Origin of the sequence: Heminiphilus faecis (genome assembly GCF_008728965.1) — a bacterium.
GTDB lineage: Bacteria > Bacteroidota > Bacteroidia > Bacteroidales > Muribaculaceae > Muribaculum > Muribaculum faecis.
In genome coordinates, this window is sequence record NZ_VSMC01000003.1 from 1 (window position 1) to 24,387 (window position 24,387).

Genomic DNA, 24,387 nt, shown 5'->3' on the forward strand with positions numbered 1-24,387 from the left:
GCCTCAACAATTATTTCGACTTGCGGAAAATCTCCGCATCTCAAAATAATTCAGAAAATAAATCATCGGTTGACTCAGTTAGCGGCTTAGCCAAGGCTGAACAACCTCAAATTTTACCGAATCATTGCTAAAATATACCTATGATTTTTTCTATGAATAAATTGTGCGGTATATAAGCCGATAAAATCAGAAGAGTCAAGACCTAGTTGTTGCCTTTTGGATTTTCGCTCTTGCTGACTAAGCGGATGAAATTTAAGCAAATCGACACCAACTCCATTTATTAGAAATATATCTCCACTTGATAATTTACTTTCTTGAGCCCTATAATAATCTTCCATATTAATTGTCACAAGAGTATCAGTAAAACGTGCCAATATTTTCTCTATAGAATAATATATAACCCAATTTTTTAATGGAGCTCCATCAAAAAAATGAAACCCATGGGCTGTATATACAACTTTTGCCCCATTCTTTCGAGCTTTAATAGAAGCTAATCTACCTAAAAAAGCACCCATTGGCGTGTGAACATGAATTATATCATAATTATTACACTTAATTATTTCTTTTAGTTTTATATATGCTTTGATATTCTTTAGAGAAAATGGAGCTCGCTGAATCTCAATATCAAATTGATTATCAACTATACCTACTTCAATCCCAGGAGATGCATTGTCCACAATCCATCCCTGCTTTTTAAACCATTCCATATATGGAGCATTGAATTTTGAAAACCCCTTATGATTGGCGACAAACAAAACTCTCTTCATATCAATTATTGATATAAGCTTCTAATAGATATTTACGATACATCAATTTATAGCCTAACGAATTTGTCGACTTCTGACCGATATTAATTGATGCATTATCAGAATGTCTACGGTATAATAAATATGGTTCTTGAATAAGGCCAATTTTCCCATGTTTAAGAGCCATTAATCCAATCCAAATATCATGCATTAACGGTTGTTTCGGAAATGGTAAAATATATTGCAGTAGGTTCTTACTAAATGCCATACAACAACCTAAAAACGGTGTTCTTATTAAAGTATTAATTAGTGTTGGTGTTTTAATCGGCTCTAAATTTATAGACATATCCATTTTTTGCAAAGTTTCATCTACAGGTATATGATTAGTAATCACCAAATCATATTTTTCTAATGCCTTAACACATTCCGTGACTTTATTTGGTAACCAAATATCATCCTGATCTGCCAAAAATATATAATCACCGTTTGCGTGTTTTAAAGCATTTTCCGCATTCCGTCCCACCCTGAAACAAATTTCCATAGTATCTCTAAAACCACCACTTTTAGCCGGATTATGATAAACTTTTATTCGACAATCATTAAATGCAGAAATAATGTCTAATGTACTATCGCTTGATCCATCATCAGATATCACAACCTCATCATTATCACCCAATTGTGATATTATCGATTGGATTTGAGCCTTGATGAATTTTTCACCGTTATATGTTATAATACAAACTGAAATCATTTTTTTGTATATTGTAATGTATTATTTTATAAACCAGAACCATTAACATCAAAAACAGAGGGCTTATTAGCAACGGATTAGTTCCGACCAATATAAATGTTGAAAAGAAAGCAATACACAATGTTTTATACTGCTTCAACTTTGATTTCTGCAAAATCAAAATTTCCCAAATTATTATATAATAAAAAAAAGTCGACCATATAAAACCAAATTTACGAATCGTATTAATATGATCTATTTCAATATTATCTGCTAATCTTCCAAAACCGGATGTATAAAAACGAGTACCTAATCCTTGTCCTGTAATAATAAAACGAGGATTATCACTAAACAATTGAATTACGGATTCAAAATGTTTTATTCTTACGATTGTTGTTGCAGATTTGCCGGTTAGAGCGTTTACAAAATAATTATAAAACACATCCAATTCGTGCCAATAAGATACAATTAAGAATATTGAACAAGACAAAATAATCATAATTAGCTTCATTTTTTGAGGCTTAATATATAGATGATTATTCTTACGATGAAAAATATTTATTTCTAAAAATATCCAGCATATTATAGCACCAATTGTTGCCGATTTTGAAAAACTTAATAATATGCCGACAAATATAATTAACGATTTATAGTATTGTTTTTTGCTATAGAAAATTATAAATGCAAAATTAAGGAATAATACACTTTTAAAGTATACATTAGGAAAATATGAGCCTTCAATATCTTTATTACCAAAAAATCCCATATTATGGTTTATCATAAATCCACTTATCAATTCTATAAGAGACGGATTTACTATTAGTAATAAATATATTACGATTGTTAATATTGCAATTATCAACAACGAATTATTAAATACATAAAGGGCTATATTTATATTATTTTTATCCAATAATAAAAGTAAAAAAAAAGCAGGAATAAAAGGCGTTATTTGAATTATTGCGCTATTTAATTCTGCATTATTACAGATCCCCCAAATAAACGATAATATAGGACATATAATAAATAATATGCCAAATGAAATTAGACTTTTATTAAACGGAAATCTTCGTTTTAATAATATTACAAATAATGCAAATGTATAAGATGCATATTTTATGCCCAATCCTCCTCCCAAATCAATAACTGTTGCAAAAAACATCAATACAACAGCAATATCAACAATTTTATATTTTAATATATGGCTTAGTGCCATGAATATATTCTTTTTACAATCGTCGGAGAAAAAATACCAATCAAGAATAAAATATTCTTCAGATAACTATTTTGCTTACTAAATAGTGCATCTCGTGCGACTTTTTTAGCATTATCACATTCATTGATAAAACAATATTTTATAAATAGAATCCAATCAAGATTATTTTTTGTTATCTTTTGCATTTGTTTGTTTGAATACGTCAAAGAAAAATAATGCGCAATTTCACGATAACATAACCCAAAATTAATCATCTTAATTTTTTCTTCGCAATGACTTAACGAATTTGGTAAAATTCTATATGTCCCAGTGGTATCAGGTATGAATTTAATCTTACTCATTGCAGAAAAATACAGCCATACAGGATAATCCCCCATACTCCATCCTTTACATTCTGGCTTAATTTCTTTAAGATACGACATATAAACATCGAATCTCATCAGGACAGAAAGAGTTGGAATCGTATTATTTTGCAATATATCATCAAACGTTTCCAGTGGCCCCCCAAAATCATTTATATATTTTGAAATACATTGCTTATATTGCTTTACGCGAGTATAACACATTGCATAATCAGGATGTGCTTCGAGAAAACTAACCTGCTTTTGAAGTTTATATGGATCAGTCCAATAGTCATCTCCTTCACACATAGCAATATATTTTGCATCAATGTCAACAAGAGCATTGCGTTTTATAATATCTAGAGATCCATCATGTTTTTTATATTGATTCTCTGCCTCATAAATTGGCTTTATAATTTGTGGATATTTATTAGCGTATTCTCTAATTATCTCAATAGTACCATCTATTGAACAATCATCATGAATTAATGCAACAAATTTAAAATTTGTTTTTTGTTGTACAATTCCATCCAAACATTTTTTTATATAATTACAATGATTATACGTCATTGTCCATATAGCAACCAAAGGCTTCTTCATCCAATTCGAATTTAATTTTAACTCTATATTTTCGAAATATTGTATAGTAACATCATTACATATTAATGGATGATAGGATACTTCTATATCTGCTTGGCGTATATATAACCTCTCCTTTGTCATCAACAACCTTTACTCCTCCATCTATTACAGCTGTTTGCCAACGAGTAGCTTCCGGATATTCTTTTTTTTCATCAAGAATATATGGAACGGGGAAAAAACCATTCTTAAACACTGTATAAAGACCTTCAGGAGTATATAGATTGGGAATATTTGCTTCTAAAATCTGTATTGATTCTCTACACTCTTCCAATAAAAGATTATATCGATTCATAATCTCTAAATCATGCATTGTATCAAATGTTTTTCCTTTTGATTTTAAATCTCTATATGCTTTTAAAGAACCAAGCGTAATTTTTATACTCTCCTCTATTATATCAGGAGTAGCTAATCGTACAGCTTCTGAGTAGCTTACGACATGTATTATTTCTGGACTATTAGGATTATTCGGTTCTATATCGTCCATTAATGCTGTAATCTCAGCCAACTGAACTTTTGATTTTTCAAGATTCGGCACGAAATAATCCAATCCAGCCCTTAATTGAAGATGCACATGAAATCCAGCATCCTCCAGTTCTCGGATAAGCTTCAACATAACCCGACCTTTAGACAAATCTTCAATACCCCATGTCTGCTTCGGAGTATTTAACATATTTTGCAAAATAAGGTGCTTTATCCCATATTTCTTGGCAGTCTTTGCGGCAAGATATGCTGAAATAACATATGTCACGTCATCTCCACCTCTAAAAGAGAAATGGTGAGACACATTTGGTTCTAATGGCTTACCTGTAGTAGATATATATTTTATCGCCTCGATATGTTCTTTTAGATTATTTATTAATGAATTATTACCACGACCATCTATTTTACAGAACCACCAATATGATAGTGCATGCCACGATATATTCAAGCATCGTTCATGCATACAAGCCATCCATGGCACATTTTTTGTCCCTGCATATGTCCTAACAAGCATAGGCTTAGCCAAATCAGCAATTTCCTTATACTCCAACTCAGTATTAATCGGGACACCTCCTCCGTTTGACATTCCATCCCAATCTTCGCCAAAATGCTGCTGCGTTAATTGAGAAGAGCCTATTGATAATACATCCAATAATCTTGATTTTGCCAATTGAACAACCCATGAGCTATATTCTTTTAGAGCCTCATTCCTATTAGAAGAATATGGACCTGCATGAACTCGAATCAATGGTAAAGTACCTTTTAATTTACAATATTGTAATCTACGAATAAAAGTATCATCATTTTTCCCACATTCCGGATAACCGTAATGATCAATTATAGGAGTATCTTTATAAGAATAGTTTTCTATAAATTTATACGCGAACTCTTGCCGGGCATTATCATAAGGATGTCTGTATAATAATGATTTTGGAAATAAAGCTTCTGGAATATAATACTTTTTTAAAGATTCAATAGAAGATTCTCCTCCTATAAAATAGACAATATCATCCTTGATTTTTTGTTTAATCAATTCACACGTATCAGGCAAACCTGAAAAAACTATTAATTTAAGAAATCCGCCCTCTCTAATTGTAAGTTTTTCGCTATTTAATAAATGATATAAACGACAAAAATATTCCAATCCATCTTTAGGATCTAATCTATAGCTAAAAGATAATACCGTAATATTATTTCCTTTGAGCCATTTAGTTATTCGGCTTAAATTATTTAATTTTTCAGGAGACTCAACTGCCCTCATTACCTCTTTGGGAGCAATATTAATCTCAAAACCACATTCACGCAAAAGATTTGACATAGAAGCCAACCCCATAGTATGAACGTCAACCTCCGTCTTGAGAAATCCAAATTTATCTTTAGAATTAATCTGCTCCATTACATAATTATTTTTTTTATCTCATTTACTGAATATTTCTCTAAACCTAAATTTATTAAAGATCTTCCTTCTTTTCTAAAATTTTGGTCTAGCAAAAATGAACATATCGTGATTAATGCATCAAAAATAGGAGTAGGAACCCCAGCTACTTTACCTAATTCAGAAAGGGGCAAAATACCAGTAGGTATATCTTCAGTTATTTGCCTACAGTTTATAGTTTTAGGAGCTAAGATATCATAATATGCGGGATTATTCTGCATTCTCTCACACAATGTATCACCACATACTCCAACATATGCATCTGCAACCCAATCTTTTGCAGAGATTGGGCTATAACCATATGCTTTAGCTACAGCAAGACGCTCGTTATCAGCCTGTTCTATTAAGCGAGCAAGACCGCTTGTCATATCACGATAAAAATAGAACTGATCTCCTCGTTCAATAGCCGCCTCATTAAAAAGTACAACACATGGATGAAATATTGCCCCAATATTTTCAAAACTCGTTTCTAAGACATTTTTTGCTGGATAGAAACATTTGAAGAATAATTCTAGGGTTTTAATAACAATCGATGTATCAGAAGAAGGGAGCGCAGATATCAAAACTTTTTCTTTTATACCAATTATATTTACCTTGCCATTTTCAATTAAACGACACGCAAAAACAAGAGTCTGTGCTTCTGCTATAAAAATCTTTTTTGAAATGCCAACTTTATTTAAAGTATTTCTGAACTCTAAGGCCCCTCCCGTTCTACCCGGATTCAAAACTATAATTTGATTATCTTTAAGATAGGGAGCGATTTGTAGTGCGATTGAATTATGAGCTATTGCAGTAGTTGCAACCATTATCAAATCAGCATCAAATACAATTTCATCTATTTTGGTTGATATTTTAGCAAAGAAGCCTCTAAAATTAGCTTCTCCAACAAGCTCGATGAATCCTTTTTTCTTTAACTGCTTAACTCTACTCTCGTTACGGTCATAAATCTTAACATTATGACCACAATTAGATATCCATGCAGCCAATGCCTGACCACCATTGCCCGCTCCTATTACTGCAACATTCATAATTGATTTATGATTTCATGATTAACAATATCTACACCATCAGCACTTATTCCCCTTATTATCCGATTAAACTTATTCCTTTTTTGTAAAACTTCGATAGAATTCTTGCCTGAAATCAAGACACCGCCTAATCTATCACCACTTGTTAAAGATTGTGTAATTTTCGAAGGTAGCATTTTATATTGAAAATAGAAATCAATCGTATTATCTTGTAATAACTGTTCTATACCGTAAACCGATTCTAATATTCCATTTTTACAATAAATATAATCAACCTCTATATTTTCAGCCGATTGATTAACTTCAATCTTTTTTGAATCAACCCCAGTTACCAAATCGACATATTTAGACATTATGCAGACTCCAGATATAACTTCAATAAGTTTATATTTTGAGCCGCCTCCCATGCGAGCACTAAATTCTATTACAAAAAATTGTCCATCATCTTCTATAAATTGTACTAAAAGAGGTGAATTGTCTATGCCAAAGGAATCAGCAATTCGTTGTCCTATATTTTCTATATCTCTATTTTGAAGCTCTGTTGTTGCCGGATATACACTTTGCACTATTGTAAAAGCGCCATTGTCAGGTATTTTTTTTGATTCCGTAACTGATAGAAGTTGTGCTTTACCATGCTCTATATAAAAGTCTGCTGAAAATTCTTTACCATGCTTAAATTCCTCAACAATAGCTGTATTTGTTCTACTAATTTTTAAAGCATTTGTAAGTGCATTTATTAATTCAGTTATATTTTGAGCTTTTTTCACTCCTTTCGAACTATTACAGTCTGCCGGTTTTATAACTACTGGATAGCTAATCTCTATATCGTCTATTTCTCGTATATTTTTAATAATGTAATATTTGGATGTAGGAATTCCAACCTCCCACATCTTCTTTTTCATATACGATTTATTCGTTACTTCTTTTGCCGTTTCTGCCGATATATATGTAGGCAGTCCTAATTCTTCCGAAATTTCAGCCGATGTCAATAAAGCTTGATCAGTACATGCAGTAGTAATTAAATCTGGACGTATCTCTTTAGCAATCGCTCTAACAAAATCTAAATCTAAGGTACTTCCAACAAAATGCCTACCAACATAGTTCTTTGCCGGTGGATTTTCATAATAATCAATTAAATAGACATAATATCCCCGTTTCTTAAGTTCTTTAATAAGCGCAATCTGATCATAGCCTCCAGCTAAAACAATAGCTTTCTTCATTTTTTTATTATTTTTATTACGCATTGAATATCCTTGTCCGATAAATCATGATGCATCGGCAAGCAAATTACTTCTGCAGCCATACTGGTGGCAACAGGAAGATTATTTTTACCGGCGGACGGGAGACCACGGTATGTCGAAAACTCACTAATAAGCGGATAGAAGTAGCGGCGACCAAGTACGTCATGCTCACGCATTTTGAAATAGAGTTCGTCGCGCGTCATACCATACTTTTCAGCATCAATAAATATGGGGAAATAGCTATAGTTGTACGTTACGTCGGGACGGTGCTCAAACATGGAAATGCCTTCTACATCAGCCAATCCTTCACGGTACATGGTGTCAACTTTACGTCGCGCTTCAATTGCAGAATCGACATGACGAAGATTCAGCAGACCATAGGCAGCACGCACTTCATCCATTTTTGAATTAATGCCGGGAGCTACAACTTCGGTCTCTCCGGCGAAACCGAAATTTTTAAGATAATCTATGCGCTGTTTGGTCTTGGCATCATGGCATACCAGCGCTCCCCCCTCAATGGTATTGTAGGTCTTGGTTGCATGAAAGCTAAGTGTGGATATGTCGCCTGCTTTCAATACAGACTCACCGTTAACTCTGACACCAAAAGCATGGGCTGCATCATAGATAACCCGAAGTCCATACTTATCGGCAATGGCCTGAATAGCCTCCGTATCACACGGATTACCATAGACATGAACCGGCATTATGGCTGTAGTTTTAGGCGTTATGGCTGCCTCTATCTTATTGGGGTCAAGATTACCGGTCGATGGATCGACATCGACAAATACAGGCTTTATTCCGTTCCACCACAAGGAATGTGTTGTAGCGACAAAACTGTATGGAGTGGTTATTACCTCGCCGGTTATTCTCAAGGCCTGAAGCGCAGTTATCAGAGGCAGTGTACCGTTGGTAAATACACTTATGTACTCGACACCAAGATATTCACAAAGAGCCTTTTCAAGGGCTTGATGATAGTATCCGTTGTTAGTAATCCACTTACGACTCCATATATCTTGAAGATACGGAATAAACTCCTCTAACGGAGGGAGCAACGGTGATGTGACCGTAATCTGTTCATTACAGCTCATTTATAAATTTATTTACTTTGTTTTGACAAATGACATAAGCTCGCGCAGATCTGACGAACGTGTAAGTTTTGTTACAATGAAGAAATAAAATATACCAGTAATTATACCGACGGATAGGCTTGTCTTATTGTCGGGTAACAAACCGACCGTTATCCAGACAACCGCTCCCATTGATAAAGAATAAGCAAGCGACGGCAGTAAATCGCGCATCTGAGTCAAGAAACCGACTTGAAGCAATTTACCGGTATAATGGGTGTTTATTATAAGACATATCAAAGAACTCGCTACCGTACCCCAACACATAGCTACAAGCCCAAGCGGCACAGTGACACATAGGATGACCACACCTATACATTTTTTCCACACCTCAAGTTTAAGGAAAAGATCACTACGCCCTTTTACCTGAAGCAAGTTGAGGTTTATTGAATGTATCGGATACCACATCATATTAAAGCATATAATCTGAAGCAGTATCGCAGCAAAACTCCATTTATCAGTCAGAACAACTACAATAAACGGATGAGCCACAGCCGCAAGCCCTATCATCAACGGGAAAACGACAAATGCCGAAAGCCGCAAAAAGCGCCTGTATACATCTCTCAACCGATTATCATCATTCTGTATCGTGCACAGGACCGGAAACGTAACCCTCTGTATTATACCGGATACATTTGATGACGGAAAGTCTGCAAATTGCTGCGCCCGAGTATAATACCCAAGGTCTGATGCATTAAAAATTTTCCCTATAACAATCAAATAAACATTGCGGTATATAGTATCAATTATACCAGAAATGGCAAGCTTTGAACCGAAGCCGAAAAGCTCTCTAAAAGAATTCCATGAATATATCCACTGCGGACGCCATTTAGAAAAGGCCCAAAGTAATACCACATTGGCGGCCAAATTAGACAGTTGATACCAGACTATAGACCAGACTCCATAGCCAGTATAGACCATCGTTATGCCGACTACTCCGGAAACCACCGCTGCTATAAGCGAAGCCTTTGCTTGCGTCTTAAAATCAATATTAACCGTCAACAGTGCCCGCTGTACAACAACGAAAGAGTTGATTATGACACTTAATGATATAAGACGAGTAAGCGGAGTAAGAATTGGCTCATTATAAAATCGGGCTATTATAGGAGCACACAAATAAAGGATGATGTATAGAGCAATCCCGGCACATATATTAAAATAAAACACGGTAGAATTGTCAACCTCAGACCGATCTTGCTTACGGATGAGTGCTTGAGAGAAACCACTGTCAACCAACGATTGCGACACAGCAATAAACACAGTAAGCATTCCTATAAGACCATAGTCATCAGGCGTAAGGACCCTTGCCATGATAACCATGACAATAAAAGATATTCCTTGTACAGAAAAGCGCTCGATACTGCTCCATACAGTACCTTTGAATGTCTTTTGTTTAAGAGATTCAGACATTTACTTTTTTATATCCTTTAATCTTGGAGAAGATTGGTCTCTCAATAAAATAATACCGTAGCAATTCAAGCATAGTACAGATCACATATACTGAAACTACAGAAAGAAGACAATGTAGCCATAAATAATCATGGGTCAAGTACTCTGTATTTTTTAAGAAATCTTTCCAAAGCCACTGCCTCATGATATCGTTATTGGCATGCCATAACAATACGCCGAATGCAATACCCCCCCCCCCACATAATTTACTGATTTTATGCATCTTATATTTAGCCGTAAAAAATAAAGGAATATTGACACTGCCAGCAAGAATATATTTATTTTATTTGCATCACCTATTGCAAAGCACCATATACTTTGAGATTTATCAAATTTAAATACAATAAAATCGAGTAATAATATTTCTACCCACGTCAGTATTACAAAACCAATTGAAATCCAACCAAAATGCCAATTCAACTTTGACAAGTCATATTTACGTATATATGCTCCAACACAATACATCGTAAATGCCCACCCCATATAATGCCATGTTTTTTGATTAAAAAACGTATGGAGCATACAAAAATATATCAACAGAACCAATAGCAAATAACTATACTCCTTCTTATTAAAGGATTTTAAAGCCTTATTTATAAATGGCGATAACAAATAAACTACAATATAATTAGATATAAATGATTCTGGCACATCAAAAATAAGAGGTATTATTTTCAAATAATCCTTAAAGCCATATGAATAACCTATTGCGCTTAAAAATATACATACCAAAATATTTATTGATAAAATCTGAAATACCAACTGAAATACTTTTCGCCACTTCATAGAACTATTAATCATAAAGTAGCCCGATATCAAAAAGAATATATTTACTCCGACTTTACCTCCTATAGACATAAATTGTACAAATAACATATTCCCGGTTAATATCTTTGGATTAATCAATTCTACAAAACCGGAATTTACGCAATAGTGGTGCAACACAATTATGAACATTGCTATAATACGCAGAAGTTCAATATTAGACTGACGCTTTATTTCCAGTGCCATTTTGAAATATCTAATAAATCGATTTAAGCCAGAAAGAAGATGCCCTTTGTTATGAATAAAGGTATATCACAAGTGAAAACGTACGGTTATTCGGGGAGGAGGCGGATGAATTCGGGGGCGACTTCGACGGCGACGGTGAGGAGTTGGGCGAGGTCGATGAGGAGGTGGCGGCGACGGGTGCCGCGGGCCTTGAGCAGGCGTCCTTCGAGACCGTCGAGAGGGCCGCCGACTATGAGGACACGGCGTCCGTACATGTCAGGGGTTATCTCATCGGGACTGTAGTAGCGGGGCTCTTCGGTGGCGCGCACGGCAAGTATGAAGCGCTGCATGTCGACCCGGCGGACGGTCATGGGTGTGCGATAGCCGCGGCCGCGTTCGTAACGGTACTGTAGTGTGGGAGTAGCCTCAACCACAGGGTCGAGCTCATCGGCACATGCATGAACAAAGAGCAGGTCGGGAATGCAAGGCACCTCTTCGCGCTCACGGCGCCCGGATTTGGTGACAAGTCGCCACCGCATGGGAGTAAATACTTCAAAGCCGGATTCCCGCAGGAGCTTATATGCGGGCATTTTGGCATTGGCACGTTTGAGGTCACGCATGGCATACCATTGCGTGCCATCCTCGGTGACTTCAACGCCGTTGTGACAGTCATCAGAGACCTCGGCCGTAGCCGTGTCGGAAAGTGATGTTTCGGAAAGCATGATGAATAATCGACAATAGCTCCTAATCCTGCCTCGTACTATATGCCTCTGTACTCTAAGCAGTTAACTACACCAACAATGAAAGTTGGACTGTATTTCACAATGCAATGTTTCATCAAGTCTGCATTGTTATGCTAACATTGATTGATAACGAAAATGCCGAGAAAGGCAGTCGATACCGTTGCAAATTTAGCGATTTTATATTAACTGTACCATATAATTGCGAATTTTTTTAGGAAAACATAAATTTTATATTGTGTATATGACCCCAATATGACATGGTATGTCATATTTTCACAGCAATAATGACAACCTTTTTCTCTATCGGATGTTATATTGGTACGAGAAGGCATTTTTCTGGCGTTATTAAAAAGCCGAATCACAAAATACGATAACCTTCTCAGCCCCGTTCCCGTCTCGGGAATGTGGGCTCTTTTTTATACCCGTGTCCCTCTCGGAGTTCATAGGTCAATATATAGAAAATAGGACTAATTGTAAAAATGCAATATCACAGATGTAATGTTAACATAAAAGGAGGGTATCGCCGCTTGGACGATACCCTCCTTTTATGTCAATCCGGCAAGGTTTTACTTTTCAAGGCCGCCGTTGTCGGCAGCGGGCTTGATATCGTATGCCACCATACATATCGAGAAGCCCCAGTAGATAAATGCAAGTGAAGTAAGGAAGCTGACCATCATCATATTCTGCACCCAGCCTGCCTCTATAAAGAAAAATCCGATAAGCATCAGCAATATACCGTTGACGAGATAGAGCCACCAGTATTTGCCTTTGTGTCCGTTTACAGAGCTTATTATCATCGTGATGCCCCAGTAAAGGAATATCAAGGCAAGGAAATACGGGAATACCATTTCTGATAACATAATACTTCTTACCATCAGGAAGCCTATAAACATGTCAATCATGCCTCCGGCAATCCACCATCCCCATCCCTTGGGATAACGCGGACCGGCTGCCACGATAAGTTGTACAATGCCGACAAGGATAAGCACCCATCCGAAAATCTGCGATGCGATTGCAAAACCTGCACTCGGCCAGAACCAATAAGCGAAACCGCATATTACCATTAAAATACCGGCCAACAAAACGAGCCACCAGCTCTTGGAGTAGCCTAAAAAGTTAAATTTCGTGAGACTCATAACTTTAATAAATTTAGTTGATGTTTTAATTATAAAACACCCAAACCGTTAATTTGTTGAAAGTTTATAAAATTCTCACAAATTATCCGGCCGAGTCATCTCCTAAAGATAAAAATCCGACGTCAGTTCGCGATATTCCGGCGACCCTATATAAACGGCTTCGCGACACATCGTGCCCGGACGGGTCGAAATAAACCAGATAAGTCGCGAAGGCGTCTTGGCTCCGATTTTTGTGTATACACTGATCAATCGAGTTACGTGAAGTCCACGCAGAGCTATCGACATAGTTATGTCATCCTCCCTGTCGGCAGGCGATATGAAGACCATGGCTCCCTGTGCAGTGAGCAGAGCCGAAGCAGAGTTTACAAGAGTATCATAGGACAGCCCGGTCTCATGGCGAGCCATGGCACGTGATGAGTCGGGCGATTTAAGAGTCGTCGCGAAATAAGGCGGATTGCTCACAACGATATCATAACGTCCGGCCAAACCGTCCGACAACATTTTATTAAAATCGCCTTCGACAACGGTTATACGGTCATGCCACGGCGATGCCGCCACATTCATCCGGGCCTCAGAAGCCGCATCGGCATCAATCTCCACAGCCGTGATACTCAATGCCTGATTGCGCTGCGCAAGCATCAGAGCTATAAGTCCGGTGCCTGTACCTACATCGAGTGCATTGACATAGCCATTTACCGGACACACCGCTCCGAGCAGTACACCGTCGGTGCCCACCTTCATAGCTGCAAGCTCATTTCTCACCTCAAACCGTTTGAAGCGAAATACAGATTCTCTATTACGGTTTATTCCCATTGCCAATACTATTTCCGGCGATACAAATTTACAATAATTCGAGCCATCTGCACATACATTCTTCACTAAATCTTTGAAAAGAAAAAACTTTCAAAAAAAGGCTCTTATGTGAACCATAAGAACCTTTTTTTAATAATATTTATTTGGCGGTCGTGCGCTTGTCCCATGACGGATGGGCAGGGTCCTCCGCCACCAGAGCTTCGGCAAGACCTATACCCAACGCCTCGGCAAGCATACGTCCATATTCCGCATCGGCATTATGACAAGCCCGTACATGACGTTGCTTGATAAACAAAGGCACACCTTCCATCTGCGCAGCGGTGTTATCACATGTCGCCTTTTTGTCTTCAGCGGTCATAAGCCTCCACAACTTGCCCGGCTGCGTATAGTAATCATCATCATAAAGACGTTCATCATAGTTATACATATCGCCGTGTAACTCCATTGGAGGCTCTTTTAGCGATGGAGTATCTTTCCATTCGCCATAGCTATTGGGCTCGTATGCAATCGTGGCTCCGCAATTGTCATCAGTACGCATCTGGCCGTCGCGATGATATGAATGAAACGGACACCTCGGACGGTTAACAGGAATCAGATTATGATTCACGCCAAGGCGATATCGCTGCGCATCACCGTAAGAGAAAAGTCGCCCCTGAAGCATTTTATCGGGCGAGAAGCCTATACCGTCAACAATATTGGCCGGATTAAACGCCGCCTGCTCAATCTCGGCAAAGAAATTGTCAGGATTACGATTAAGTTCAAGTATACCCACATCACGTAGAGGGAAGTCTTTGTGATACCACACTTTCGTCAAGTCAAAAGGATTTATATGGTACTTCCGGGCCTCATCTTCGGTCATCAGCTGTACCTGAAGTTTCCATCGCGGAAAATCGCCACGTTCGATAGCCTCAAACAAATCGCGTTGATGCGACTCCCTGTCTTTTGCTATAATTGCCTCCGCTTCCTTGTCTGTCATATTTTTTATACCCTGAAGAGTACGGAAATGAAATTTAACCCATGTGCGCTTATTATCTTTGTTAATAAAACTATAAGTATGGCTACCGAAACCATGCATATTGCGGAAAGAAGCAGGAATACCACGCGGCGACATTGTGATTGTTATCTGATGAAGAGCTTCAGGCAGCAGAGTCCAAAAATCCCAGTTAGCTGTCGGATTACGCATTCCCGTACGAGGATCGCGCTTTATCGCATGGTTCAGATCGGGAAATTTAAGAGGATCACGTAAGAAAAATACAGGAGTATTGTTGCCAACAAGATCCCAATTTCCTTGGTCCGTATAAAACTTCATTGCGAAGCCGCGGATGTCGCGTTCAGCATCGGCAGCACCACGCTCACCCGCCACAGTCGAAAACCGGACAAGGCAAGGGGTCTTCTTACCCACTTCCGAAAAAATCGAAGCGCGGGTAAATTCTGTAATATCTTCTGTTACAGTGAATGTGCCGAAAGCACCGGAACCTTTAGCATGCATACGCCGTTCAGGTATCACTTCGCGGTCAAAATGAGCTATTTTTTCAAGATACCACGGGTCTTGGGCTGTAAACGGGCCGGGACGACCTGCTGTCTGTACATTTTGGTTGTCGGCGATAGGGCGTCCGTTTTCAGCGGTAAGTCTTTTCTTATCCATACAATCAATCGAGTTTTATAATCAGTAAAATATTGTAATTTGAACATTTATAAGTCTAAAAAAGTTTTTCGACGCGGCCAACCGTCATAATTGTAATATGCAGATTTATGCACAAATAATTTACAACAGTTAGTATTTATTCAAAAGTTCTGATTATATTTGCATATCATTAACATAATAAACACATATTTATGGAAAACAATGAATATCCTTACAAAGGTTTGAGTATAAACGGTTTTATCATGCTGTTTTTCCAGCTTTTGCTTGCTCTGCTCATCATGGCATTAATATTAATTCTGGGATGGATTGTACCGGCAGCCATCCTAAGTTTAATATGGGTATTTCTATCATCAGGTTATATAAAGCAGGAGCCCAACGAATCGCGTGTATTGGTGTTTTTCGGGAAATACAGCGGCACATACCGTAAAGTCGGCTTCAACTGGATCAATCCCCTACTTACTAAAAAACGCATATCGCTCCGCATAAGAAACCTTGATGTCGAACCGATAAAGGTCAATGACAAAGTAGGCAACCCTATACTTATCGGTCTCGTGCTCGTATGGAAAATCAATGACACATATCGTGCCGTATTTGATCTCGACTCCGGATCAGCCACATATCAGTCATTCGTTGCCATTCAGAGCGATGCAGCCCTGCGTGAGGTCGCCGGAAAATACGCCTATGACAACGAGTCGAGCCACGCCGAAGAACTAACCTTGCGGTCAGGAGGTGAAGAAATCAATGAAGAACTCGAACGCAAGCTCAATGAACGTCTCGCCATGGCAGGTATAGAAGTGGTGGAAGCCCGCATAAATTATCTGGCATACGCGCCAGAAATAGCGGCCGTGATGTTGCGCCGCCAACAGGCATCAGCCATCATCTCGGCGCGTGAAAAGATTGTAGAAGGCGCAGTGACGATGGTTAAGCTCGCTCTTGACCGCCTTGACGAAGAAAACGTAGTAAAACTCGATAACGAACGCAAAGCCACCATGATAGGCAATCTTCTTGTGGTACTCTGTGCCGATGAGGCCGCCCAACCCGTTGTAAATGCCGGCAACTGATAAGGGAAAACGCTGTTGCTAAACGACGCCCTGCCCTTATGTCCATCCTGATATGCGGGCGCCGTAGGACTATTGGCGCCCCGACCCGCCTGCTGTATTTTAGCAGTTCAATCTGCCGGAATTTGTGTCTATCCATTTTGAGACTGAACCATTAATAAGCCATATAATGAAAGAGTTGCCCCGCCTAATTAGGCGGGGCAACTCTTTCATTAGTCTATGCATGCATTAAAATGGGTGGTTATGTCAGCAAAGTCCTTTGTCTTGACCATGCTTAAGAACAGCTTCACAGATAAAATCGGTGATGCTATCCACTTGTTCCAGAACTGCATGCACTGTTGCGGGAGCATTAAAGCCATAGCGCTTTACTGTCGATTTTTTGCGACCGGCACCGGGACGGCGTCCGCCTCGCTTTTTTGCAGTTTCTTCCATAATTCGCCTAAACTAATTGCACAAAAACGTAATGTTGAACTTTGCGAGTGATAAACTCGTAAATTCGGTTGCAAAACTACAAAAAAACTTATTTTATACATCAATATTAAGATATTTTTTGATGCTTTTTTAGTGAAAAAATGAATTTGACACAACATAATCGCACCAAATTAACACGTTTTAACTCAATATAACTACCAAATATTCATATTTTCGTATTACTCGATATTTTAGCGGATAAATCATATTAATATTTTAAATTTGCATACCAATCTATCCATAACGACAATCTATAATCTCAAATGAATATCGTCAAAAAATATATTATTGCAATTATAACGATCAGTTTTATTCTCATATTTTTTAAATACAACACAAGAGAAGCAATTGATTACTCTATAGATGCTGCACTAAAAAAGGCTGGTGAAAATAGACTCGAACTTGAATTTGTATTAAATTATTTCAAGAATGACTCAATCAAATATAATGCAGCAAAATTTTTGATACAAAACATGCCCGGTCATTTTTCTATAACGAGTCCAGAACTTGACGAAATTAAAGAAATTAAATATAAAAAATGGCATTTAAATGATAGTGATAAAACGAAATATGCCAAATTCAATTATCTTGAGCTACCTAAATCATATGATTTAAAAGAAATAAAAGCATCATTACTAATAAATAATATCAACATGGCTGTGGACGTTTGGAAGTCTCGACCATGGCATAACAAATATAATTTTGATGAATTTTGCGAATATATTCTACCATATAGAATCGGGGATGAACCATTAGAAGATTGGCGTACACTATACTATAATAGATATGCGTGCATATTGGATTCTTTATATGACGGTAATGATCCTGTAGAAGCTGCCGAAAAAATAATGACCTATGTAAAACATGAGGGCTTCGACAATTATACCGATGTTAAACTTCCTCATTTAGGAGCTTCATTTTTATATAAACAAAGGGCCGGCTATTGTAGAGAAAATTGTGATATCGCCATTTACATATTGCGCTCATTAGGAATACCTGTCGCTATGGATTTTTATGAATCGTCACCAAGTTATAACAGTCGACATTACTGGACCGCAATAATTGACACATGCTATCCTCGAAAATCAATAGCATTTAATTACACAGAAGCTCCTATAAACAGAGATAATGCCACAGGTACACGAAAAAAGGGAAAAGTATACAGGCACTACTATAGCAACCAGTCTAAATTAGTAAATTACATCACGACATCTAATGTGCCGCTTTTTTTAAAAGACAAGATATTGCCGATGTTACCCATGAGTACTTTGGATACAATTCAATTGTAATAGACAGCTACTGCATGTTTAAGGAACCATTCATCTATTTATCAATTTAATGGGAATACTTATCACCCTATTGATATATCTTATGCATATAATAATCAATTTAACAATATTGAACCGGGGGTAATATACTTTCCGACTAAATGCATTCAAGAAAAAATGATTGCAGTCGATTATCCTCTTTTAATCAATAAGAATCGAATACACCGATTCGTTCCCTCATATACACAAACAGTTTCGGCCCCAATAATTAGGAAATATCCTATTCGCAATAATATTCAATTCCTTTCAACGGTGATTGGGAGCACTATTGAAATTTCAAAATTTAAAGATTTTACAGAAACGGATATTGTCAAGCATTTCAAACATACAATGACAACAAACACGTTATTGATTAAATTTAATAAAAGAATAAATTTAAGATATCTCCGATATTCTGCACAAAAGGATAAACGTATCGAATTAGGTGAATTTCGTTTCTATAAATTGTGGGCAAGAAATTTTTCCTGATACGATATGGGCAAATCACCGCTTGAGTATAATCCATCGAAAAAACTTAAACCTCATAAATGACGATGATTGGAGCTCATTTTATATGTCAGACCGTAATGGAGAAAAACTAATATTCGACTTCGGTAAAAATATCTATTTAGACAGCATTCTATTTATTCCTCGAAATGATGACAATTTTATCCATTTCGGGGATGAATATGAATTATTTTACCATGCAGGAGCTAAAGGATGGAAATCATTGGGCAGACAAAAGGCTAATTCAAACAGTCTTTATTATGATAACATCCCCCAAAATTCAGTTTTATGGCTACATGACCATACTCGTGGCAAAGAGGAAAGATGCTTCTACCTATTAAACGGGCAACAAGTTTTCATATAAATTCTTACTACACGAAAATATCATGCCACAACCCATTTATTTTAACTTAAATTAACTCAATCTACATTATTTTATTTTTATTTTTGTAAAAACAATTTAGACATCATGAGAATATTACCTAACATTAAAGCATTTCCAGATTTCCTGTTAAAATGATGCACAACGTCACTTATTGCATTGCTTTTGACCACGTTCCATTGTTCCGCAATTAAGGATACGACAAAAGAAGTTTCGCAGCTATTACTTGGGACTAATCAATTTGACTTTGGCCAAATTGACAAAAACAGCAAATCTATAGCAACGGTAAAAATAGGACTGTACAATTCAGGAACGACCCCAGTATTAATCCTTAAAGCTGATACATCTTGTAAATGCGTAAAAACAAATTTTGAAAATGACGAAATTCCGCCTAAAGGAACTGCATATTTATCAATCAGTATTGAGACCAAAGAGTTAGAAGGTCCGTTTAAGAAAAAAGTTTATTTAAAAACGACAGCAAAAAATAGAGTTGAACTAATTAAAATTTCAGGAAATGTTACCGATTAATTTTTACAACATAAGATATAGCATCTTGCTTATCATTTTATTGATTACATCATGTGATTCCGCAAATGAACCGTTGTTCAGTTGTGACGAACATATAAACCATTGGGTCGAAACCAATTTAAAGACGGTACACCAATTAAACAGACAACAATGGTTAACAATTAAAACAATTGGCCAAAAAATAGCGACCTATCGTGGTTTTACTTCGGAACAAAAACATAAATTTTGGCATGATAAATTAAAGGAAGTAAAAATGCTTGACTGGAATTCTGAAGAATTAAAACATATTGATACTCTAATAAATTTTATTGATGAATACGATAAGATATTCACTGACAATTTTAAAAATAAGACAATTGATGAAGAATTAGAGGATACTTTTGATGTCTTTATGTATACTTGGACACAAGACGCAAAAGACAACCTTAATTGGAGTGACCGTACTATATTTGCAATAATTGGGGCAGGAGAAAAAATGCTGTCTAAAGATGGAGATATTGAATTGCCGGAGAAGACATATGCTATAGAAAAGTTGTCGGTACCGGATGAACAATCCGGAGATTGCTTTTGTAATGACCCAGACGATTATTGCAACTTCATACTCGAAATTGTGAACCCGAATACTATTAAATTTGATTGTGTCAAAAATGGATGTCAAGTAAAGAGTGGTTGCGGTTGGATGTTTAATTATGATTGCAATGGGCAATGCATAGCACGCAAAAATTAGAAACTGTCATGAAACAAAAACTGATCATATTTTTTACAGCAGTACTGACGACTGCCATTCTTATACCCTTGCGAGGTGGTTATCTCAACATCAGTACTCTTAGTAGCTTCCAGATGGCCGATATCGGATACTTGATTGTGTTTTTCCCTCTTACGCTATTCATTCTCAACCGCTACTCGCGACAAATAAAACTATCCGAGATATTGGCATTGCTGCTTATCGGCAGTTCATGGGATTTAGTCACCTCAATAACACATATGCCGGGGTCGTTGGTGTCAATGCTCGATTTTTTATGTAGATGGGCAGCTATAATCGCCGCATTTCTTTTCTATAAATCATCCTATCGTAAAAGATTACTGGTATTAGGCAGCTTTATCATAATCGGGCTAGCCATTGTCATCGTTCAAGAACCTTACTTTTGGTTTATAGTGAACAATGTTGATTAATGCATTGCACAAAGTAAACAGGCAAATAATCTATAAAAATCTTTTAATCTGCTTAATTTTGTGGGGCTCTTCAAACTTTTTATAGGTTATCTCCAGTTATTCGGATTCATCAAAAACAATAATTTTTTATACAAGGTCACCGGATCATTTTTTAATCCGGGACCTTATTGTGGTTTTCTATCCACAATTATACCGACAGCATTATGGTTGTCATTTTCTGCCGATAAACCGTACATACGTCATCTGGCTAAAACATATATCATCATCGCAATTATAATCTTACCGTTTCTTTCGAGTAGAATTGGCTGGATATCTGCAATCACCGGAAGTGCGTTAGTATTATCGCACATCTATAATTTTAATTTAAAGAAAAAGCAAAATTCGCTCTATATATTTATCGGTGCCCTTTTGTTTCCTTTATTATTATATCTTTTATGGTATTTAAAACCGGTATCTGCTGCAGGTAGAATATTTTTATGGCGTATTGGTATATCTGCTGTATTAAACGCACCCTTTGCAGGTGTTGGCTGGAATCATGTTGCAGGAGCATTAGGTAATGCTCAAGAAGAATTTTTCAGAAATAATATTGAATCCGTATCAGAATACAATGCCATCGGAATACCACAATATGCATTCAATGAATATATACATATAGCTATTTCATGGGGTATTCCGACAGCTATAGCGGTATTAGCAAGTATAATATTTCTAATTAAATCCGCATTAAAGGACAAAAATTACGGAATAGCCGGAAGCATTGTTACATTTGCAATATTTGCATTTGCTTCATATCCACTCCAATTTATTCAATTCATAATACTTATATGTATATTATCGTCATTAGTCCTGCTATCGCCCAGAAAAGCACAGACGTATTATTACTTATCAATTATCATTATTTGTATAATTGGCATTACAGGAATATACAATACATACACCCGTAATTCAAATATTAGAAAATATAACAATTTCATATGCACTGAAATTTCTGAATATGAGAATCTATTTTCACATATGGCATCCAATCCACGGTTTTTGTTTGATTATGGGATGATATTACGGAAAAATAAACGACTATACGAATCCAATATCATAATGCTCAAAACGACAGAAATAAGTAGCGACCCTATGCCATTAAACATAATAGGTCGGAACTATGAAGATTTAAAACAATACCATTTAGCTGAAAAATACTATATAAGAGCATCTCATCGAATGCCCAAATTATTATATCCACACTATTTACTAATGAAATTATATGGCACACCGGGATACAACAATATAAACTTAATGAGATTGGAAGCCAAGACGATAATGATGCTTAATCCGGATGTCAACAACGAAAGCATGGCCTTGATGCGAAAAGAGGCACAAGCCTGTTTAGACAGTCTCGAAGATCAGGCATTGTAGAGATAACGCTTGATAGAGCGCTTGGGGGTCTTTTCAAATTCGTTGGCTATAAGCTGTATCTTATCTACCTTTTCGTAAGGAGCCACAAGTTTGTTAAGTTCGACAAGCACCTGCTCCATCTCCTTAGGCAACTCCTCGTTGGTGACTCCAAATTTATCCATAGCCTCATAATCGGGATACACAAGGGCTACAAGCCGCCCGTTACGTTCTATAACAAGACTCTCGGCCACATACGGCATATTGTTCAGTTTGGCCTCTATCTCCTCCGGATATATGTTCTGACCGTTGGAAGACAATATCATGGTCTTATAACGCCCTTTAATAAATATCGTGCCATCGGCGCTACGTGTACCCATGTCGCCGGTGTGAAGCCAGCCGTCGGCATCGAGCACAGCCTCCGTAGCATCGGGATTGTTGTAATAGCCCTTCATGACATTGACGCCCTTGACACATATCTCTCCGGGTATGTTTTCCGGATCGTCGCTCAGGACCTTACTGTGCATTATGACAGGCAGAGTACGGCCCGAGGAGCCGGAAATAAACTGACGCCATGGAGTGTAGCTGATAAGTGGCCCGCACTCGGTCATGCCGTATCCCACCGTAAACGGGAAGCGTATGCGGTGCAGAAATTCCTCCACCTCATGGTTAAGCGGAGCGCCGCCCACAATAACCTCCTCAAACTCCCCGCCAAACGCATCGACCAGCTTGCGCCTTATAAGAGCGTACAACGCCTTGTCAATACCCGGCATGGAGAGGACCCACCGTATGCCCTTCTTGGTAATCATAGGCAGTATCTGCTTACGATATATCTTCTCAAGTATAAGCGGCACACATATGACAAGATTGGGTCTGACTTCATGGAGAGCCTTCAGAAGAAGATTAGGCGAAGGAAGCTTGCCGAACACGGTTATGTGCGTACCCACGGCGAGCGGCACCAGCATGTCAAAAGCGCAGCCATAGGCGTGAGCCAGCGGCAAAAACGACAGACAACGCGAACCTTGATAATGCAGACGCGAATGTATACCGAAAGTGACATTGCCCCACAGATTACGGTAAGTCAGCATGACTCCTTTTGAAAATCCGGTCGTTCCAGAAGTATAATTAAGCACAGCCACATTATCAGGGTCAGGCACAGGATACCTGACATCATCAGGCTTAAGCCCTCCCCTATAACGGCGGCTGAATTTGCGGTTTATATTTTTAAGTTGTTTCTGCATGCGCCCGTCGTTAAGCGGATGCTCGGCAAGAATCTTACCGTCAGTCAATGATATGACACCGCGCAGACGCGGCATCTTCTCAAACTCAAAGGTCTCCCATATGTTATTTTCGACAAACAACATCACACTCCCGGAGTGATTTACTATATGCTGGGCATCGGTGGGATTAAATTCCTGCAGTATAGGCACTATAGTGGCGCCATAAGTTATCGTGGCGATAAACACCATTATCCATCCGGGCGAATTCTTACCGATAAGAGCCACTTTATCGCCGGGAGTTATTCCAGCCAGCTCATAAGTCATGTGTATCTTGGCTATCTCATAAGACAGGTCGGAGTACAGATATGTTTTGCCAGTGCCATAGTCGGTAATAGCCGGCAATGTCCAATTATCACGAAAACTCGATGCATATATTTCATTCAGGTCGTTGGAAGCACTCATAAAAATCATGTCATTTTGACAAAATTACAATATTTTGTACTTACTTAGTACAATTAAATGCTATAATTTGTTTTTACAATCAATTATAGTCAGTTTATGGTTATGATAAATAAATTATCTGTAGTAATTTTGCA

22 protein-coding genes are annotated in these 24,387 nt (G+C 37.5%); 6 read left to right on the plus strand and 16 right to left on the minus strand.

Features of this window, described 5'->3' with window-relative positions; all coding sequences use genetic code 11:
- Window positions 1–113 precede the first annotated feature (113 nt).
- The 14 genes from FW767_RS01900 to FW767_RS01965 all read right to left on the minus strand — a co-directional run bounded on the left by FW767_RS01900 (window position 114) and on the right by FW767_RS01965 (window position 15,759).
- Window positions 114–767, minus strand: coding sequence for a glycosyltransferase (locus FW767_RS01900; protein ID WP_150980305.1), 654 nt, complete (start codon window positions 765–767; stop codon window positions 114–116).
- 1 nt (window position 768) lies between these two features.
- The gene (locus tag FW767_RS01905; protein ID WP_121698202.1) at window positions 769–1,497 is read right to left on the minus strand and encodes a glycosyltransferase family 2 protein; all 729 of its coding nucleotides are present in this window, start codon (window positions 1,495–1,497) and stop codon (window positions 769–771) included.
- Window positions 1,469–2,692 carry a hypothetical protein gene (locus FW767_RS01910; RefSeq protein WP_150980308.1) on the minus strand — a complete coding sequence of 408 codons (1,224 nt, stop codon included), beginning with the start codon at window positions 2,690–2,692 and terminating at the stop codon, window positions 1,469–1,471. The genes FW767_RS01905 and FW767_RS01910 overlap by 29 nt, the downstream gene beginning before the upstream one ends.
- A complete protein-coding gene (locus FW767_RS01915) occupies window positions 2,683–3,633 on the minus strand; it encodes a glycosyltransferase (protein ID WP_205523774.1) in 951 nt (316 codons plus the stop codon). Before FW767_RS01915 ends, FW767_RS01910 begins: the two co-directional genes overlap by 10 nt.
- Before the next feature lie 55 nt (window positions 3,634–3,688).
- Entirely contained in the window at window positions 3,689–5,551 is a 1,863-nt protein-coding gene (locus tag FW767_RS01920; RefSeq protein WP_121698199.1) for a cobalamin-binding protein, read from the minus strand.
- Window positions 5,551–6,618, minus strand: a complete 1,068-nt coding sequence (locus FW767_RS01925; RefSeq protein WP_121698198.1) for an NAD/NADP octopine/nopaline dehydrogenase family protein — start codon at window positions 6,616–6,618, stop codon at window positions 5,551–5,553. The genes FW767_RS01920 and FW767_RS01925 overlap by 1 nt, the downstream gene beginning before the upstream one ends.
- Complete coding sequence (locus FW767_RS01930; protein ID WP_205523775.1) at window positions 6,615–7,838, minus strand: ATP-grasp domain-containing protein; 1,224 nt, start codon at window positions 7,836–7,838, stop codon at window positions 6,615–6,617. Before FW767_RS01930 ends, FW767_RS01925 begins: the two co-directional genes overlap by 4 nt.
- The gene (locus tag FW767_RS01935; RefSeq protein ID WP_121698196.1) at window positions 7,835–8,947 is read right to left on the minus strand and encodes a DegT/DnrJ/EryC1/StrS family aminotransferase; all 1,113 of its coding nucleotides are present in this window, start codon (window positions 8,945–8,947) and stop codon (window positions 7,835–7,837) included. Before FW767_RS01935 ends, FW767_RS01930 begins: the two co-directional genes overlap by 4 nt.
- 12 nt (window positions 8,948–8,959) lie before the next feature.
- The gene (locus FW767_RS01940; protein ID WP_121698195.1) at window positions 8,960–10,393 is read right to left on the minus strand and encodes a lipopolysaccharide biosynthesis protein; all 1,434 of its coding nucleotides are present in this window, start codon (window positions 10,391–10,393) and stop codon (window positions 8,960–8,962) included.
- Between the two features lie 180 nt (window positions 10,394–10,573).
- A complete protein-coding gene (locus FW767_RS01945; protein WP_150980311.1) occupies window positions 10,574–11,443 on the minus strand; it encodes an acyltransferase family protein in 870 nt (289 codons plus the stop codon).
- Window positions 11,444–11,529: 86 nt separating this feature from the next.
- On the minus strand, window positions 11,530–12,042 hold the full coding sequence (locus FW767_RS01950) for a UpxY family transcription antiterminator (protein ID WP_235897994.1): 513 nt from the start codon (window positions 12,040–12,042) through the stop codon (window positions 11,530–11,532).
- A 689-nt stretch (window positions 12,043–12,731) separates the two neighbouring features.
- Window positions 12,732–13,301: an HdeD family acid-resistance protein gene (locus FW767_RS01955; RefSeq protein WP_121698192.1), complete on the minus strand. Its 570-nt coding sequence runs from the start codon at window positions 13,299–13,301 to the stop codon at window positions 12,732–12,734.
- A gap of 102 nt (window positions 13,302–13,403) precedes the next feature.
- The gene (locus FW767_RS01960; RefSeq protein ID WP_121698191.1) at window positions 13,404–14,114 is read right to left on the minus strand and encodes a tRNA1(Val) (adenine(37)-N6)-methyltransferase; all 711 of its coding nucleotides are present in this window, start codon (window positions 14,112–14,114) and stop codon (window positions 13,404–13,406) included.
- Between the two features lie 139 nt (window positions 14,115–14,253).
- Window positions 14,254–15,759 (minus strand): catalase, encoded by a 1,506-nt coding sequence (locus FW767_RS01965; RefSeq protein WP_121698190.1) that lies wholly within the window; start codon window positions 15,757–15,759, stop codon window positions 14,254–14,256.
- A 191-nt stretch (window positions 15,760–15,950) separates the two neighbouring features.
- Between FW767_RS01965 and FW767_RS01970 the strand changes: the two genes are divergently transcribed.
- The gene (locus FW767_RS01970; RefSeq protein WP_121698189.1) at window positions 15,951–16,820 is read left to right on the plus strand and encodes an SPFH domain-containing protein; all 870 of its coding nucleotides are present in this window, start codon (window positions 15,951–15,953) and stop codon (window positions 16,818–16,820) included.
- A gap of 243 nt (window positions 16,821–17,063) precedes the next feature.
- Here FW767_RS01970 and FW767_RS01975 read toward each other — a convergent pair whose 3' ends face one another.
- Window positions 17,064–17,249 carry a hypothetical protein gene (locus FW767_RS01975; protein WP_121698188.1) on the minus strand — a complete coding sequence of 62 codons (186 nt, stop codon included), beginning with the start codon at window positions 17,247–17,249 and terminating at the stop codon, window positions 17,064–17,066.
- A gap of 302 nt (window positions 17,250–17,551) precedes the next feature.
- Here FW767_RS01975 and FW767_RS01980 point away from each other — a divergent pair, with 302 nt between their 5' ends.
- The 5 genes from FW767_RS01980 to FW767_RS02000 all read left to right on the plus strand — a co-directional run bounded on the left by FW767_RS01980 (window position 17,552) and on the right by FW767_RS02000 (window position 22,595).
- Window positions 17,552–18,577: a transglutaminase domain-containing protein gene (locus tag FW767_RS01980; RefSeq protein ID WP_121698187.1), complete on the plus strand. Its 1,026-nt coding sequence runs from the start codon at window positions 17,552–17,554 to the stop codon at window positions 18,575–18,577.
- Window positions 18,578–19,649: 1,072 nt separating this feature from the next.
- The gene (locus tag FW767_RS01985; protein ID WP_205523776.1) at window positions 19,650–20,012 is read left to right on the plus strand and encodes a DUF1573 domain-containing protein; all 363 of its coding nucleotides are present in this window, start codon (window positions 19,650–19,652) and stop codon (window positions 20,010–20,012) included.
- The gene (locus FW767_RS01990) at window positions 19,999–20,739 is read left to right on the plus strand and encodes a bacteriocin fulvocin C-related protein (protein WP_121698184.1); all 741 of its coding nucleotides are present in this window, start codon (window positions 19,999–20,001) and stop codon (window positions 20,737–20,739) included. Before FW767_RS01985 ends, FW767_RS01990 begins: the two co-directional genes overlap by 14 nt.
- A gap of 8 nt (window positions 20,740–20,747) precedes the next feature.
- On the plus strand, window positions 20,748–21,185 hold the full coding sequence (locus FW767_RS01995; protein WP_147438691.1) for a hypothetical protein: 438 nt from the start codon (window positions 20,748–20,750) through the stop codon (window positions 21,183–21,185).
- 60 nt (window positions 21,186–21,245) lie between these two features.
- Complete coding sequence (locus tag FW767_RS02000; RefSeq protein ID WP_205523777.1) at window positions 21,246–22,595, plus strand: O-antigen ligase family protein; 1,350 nt, start codon at window positions 21,246–21,248, stop codon at window positions 22,593–22,595.
- On the opposite strand, the gene FW767_RS02005 is transcribed toward FW767_RS02000, so the two are convergent.
- Window positions 22,583–24,253 (minus strand): AMP-binding protein, encoded by a 1,671-nt coding sequence (locus tag FW767_RS02005; RefSeq protein WP_121698181.1) that lies wholly within the window; start codon window positions 24,251–24,253, stop codon window positions 22,583–22,585. The genes FW767_RS02000 and FW767_RS02005 overlap by 13 nt on opposite strands.
- Between the last annotated feature and the right edge of the window lie 134 nt (window positions 24,254–24,387).

Coding starts and splice junctions, on each gene's coding strand:
- FW767_RS01900 (WP_150980305.1), bottom strand. CDS start 767: ATGAAGAGAGTTTTGTTTGTCGCCAATCATAAGGGGTTTTCAAAATTC.
- FW767_RS01905 (WP_121698202.1), bottom strand. CDS start 1,497: ATGATTTCAGTTTGTATTATAACATATAACGGTGAAAAATTCATCAAG.
- FW767_RS01910 (WP_150980308.1), bottom strand. CDS start 2,692: ATGGCACTAAGCCATATATTAAAATATAAAATTGTTGATATTGCTGTT.
- FW767_RS01915 (WP_205523774.1), bottom strand. CDS start 3,633: ATGAAGAAGCCTTTGGTTGCTATATGGACAATGACGTATAATCATTGT.
- FW767_RS01920 (WP_121698199.1), bottom strand. CDS start 5,551: ATGGAGCAGATTAATTCTAAAGATAAATTTGGATTTCTCAAGACGGAG.
- FW767_RS01925 (WP_121698198.1), bottom strand. CDS start 6,618: ATGAATGTTGCAGTAATAGGAGCGGGCAATGGTGGTCAGGCATTGGCT.
- FW767_RS01930 (WP_205523775.1), bottom strand. CDS start 7,838: ATGAAGAAAGCTATTGTTTTAGCTGGAGGCTATGATCAGATTGCGCTT.
- FW767_RS01935 (WP_121698196.1), bottom strand. CDS start 8,947: ATGAGCTGTAATGAACAGATTACGGTCACATCACCGTTGCTCCCTCCG.
- FW767_RS01940 (WP_121698195.1), bottom strand. CDS start 10,393: ATGTCTGAATCTCTTAAACAAAAGACATTCAAAGGTACTGTATGGAGC.
- FW767_RS01945 (WP_150980311.1), bottom strand. CDS start 11,443: ATGGCACTGGAAATAAAGCGTCAGTCTAATATTGAACTTCTGCGTATT.
- FW767_RS01950 (WP_235897994.1), bottom strand. CDS start 12,042: ATGCGTGACCTCAAACGTGCCAATGCCAAAATGCCCGCATATAAGCTC.
- FW767_RS01955 (WP_121698192.1), bottom strand. CDS start 13,301: ATGAGTCTCACGAAATTTAACTTTTTAGGCTACTCCAAGAGCTGGTGG.
- FW767_RS01960 (WP_121698191.1), bottom strand. CDS start 14,114: ATGGGAATAAACCGTAATAGAGAATCTGTATTTCGCTTCAAACGGTTT.
- FW767_RS01965 (WP_121698190.1), bottom strand. CDS start 15,759: ATGGATAAGAAAAGACTTACCGCTGAAAACGGACGCCCTATCGCCGAC.
- FW767_RS01970 (WP_121698189.1), top strand. CDS start 15,951: ATGGAAAACAATGAATATCCTTACAAAGGTTTGAGTATAAACGGTTTT.
- FW767_RS01975 (WP_121698188.1), bottom strand. CDS start 17,249: ATGGAAGAAACTGCAAAAAAGCGAGGCGGACGCCGTCCCGGTGCCGGT.
- FW767_RS01980 (WP_121698187.1), top strand. CDS start 17,552: ATGAATATCGTCAAAAAATATATTATTGCAATTATAACGATCAGTTTT.
- FW767_RS01990 (WP_121698184.1), top strand. CDS start 19,999: ATGTTACCGATTAATTTTTACAACATAAGATATAGCATCTTGCTTATC.
- FW767_RS01995 (WP_147438691.1), top strand. CDS start 20,748: ATGAAACAAAAACTGATCATATTTTTTACAGCAGTACTGACGACTGCC.
- FW767_RS02005 (WP_121698181.1), bottom strand. CDS start 24,253: ATGAGTGCTTCCAACGACCTGAATGAAATATATGCATCGAGTTTTCGT.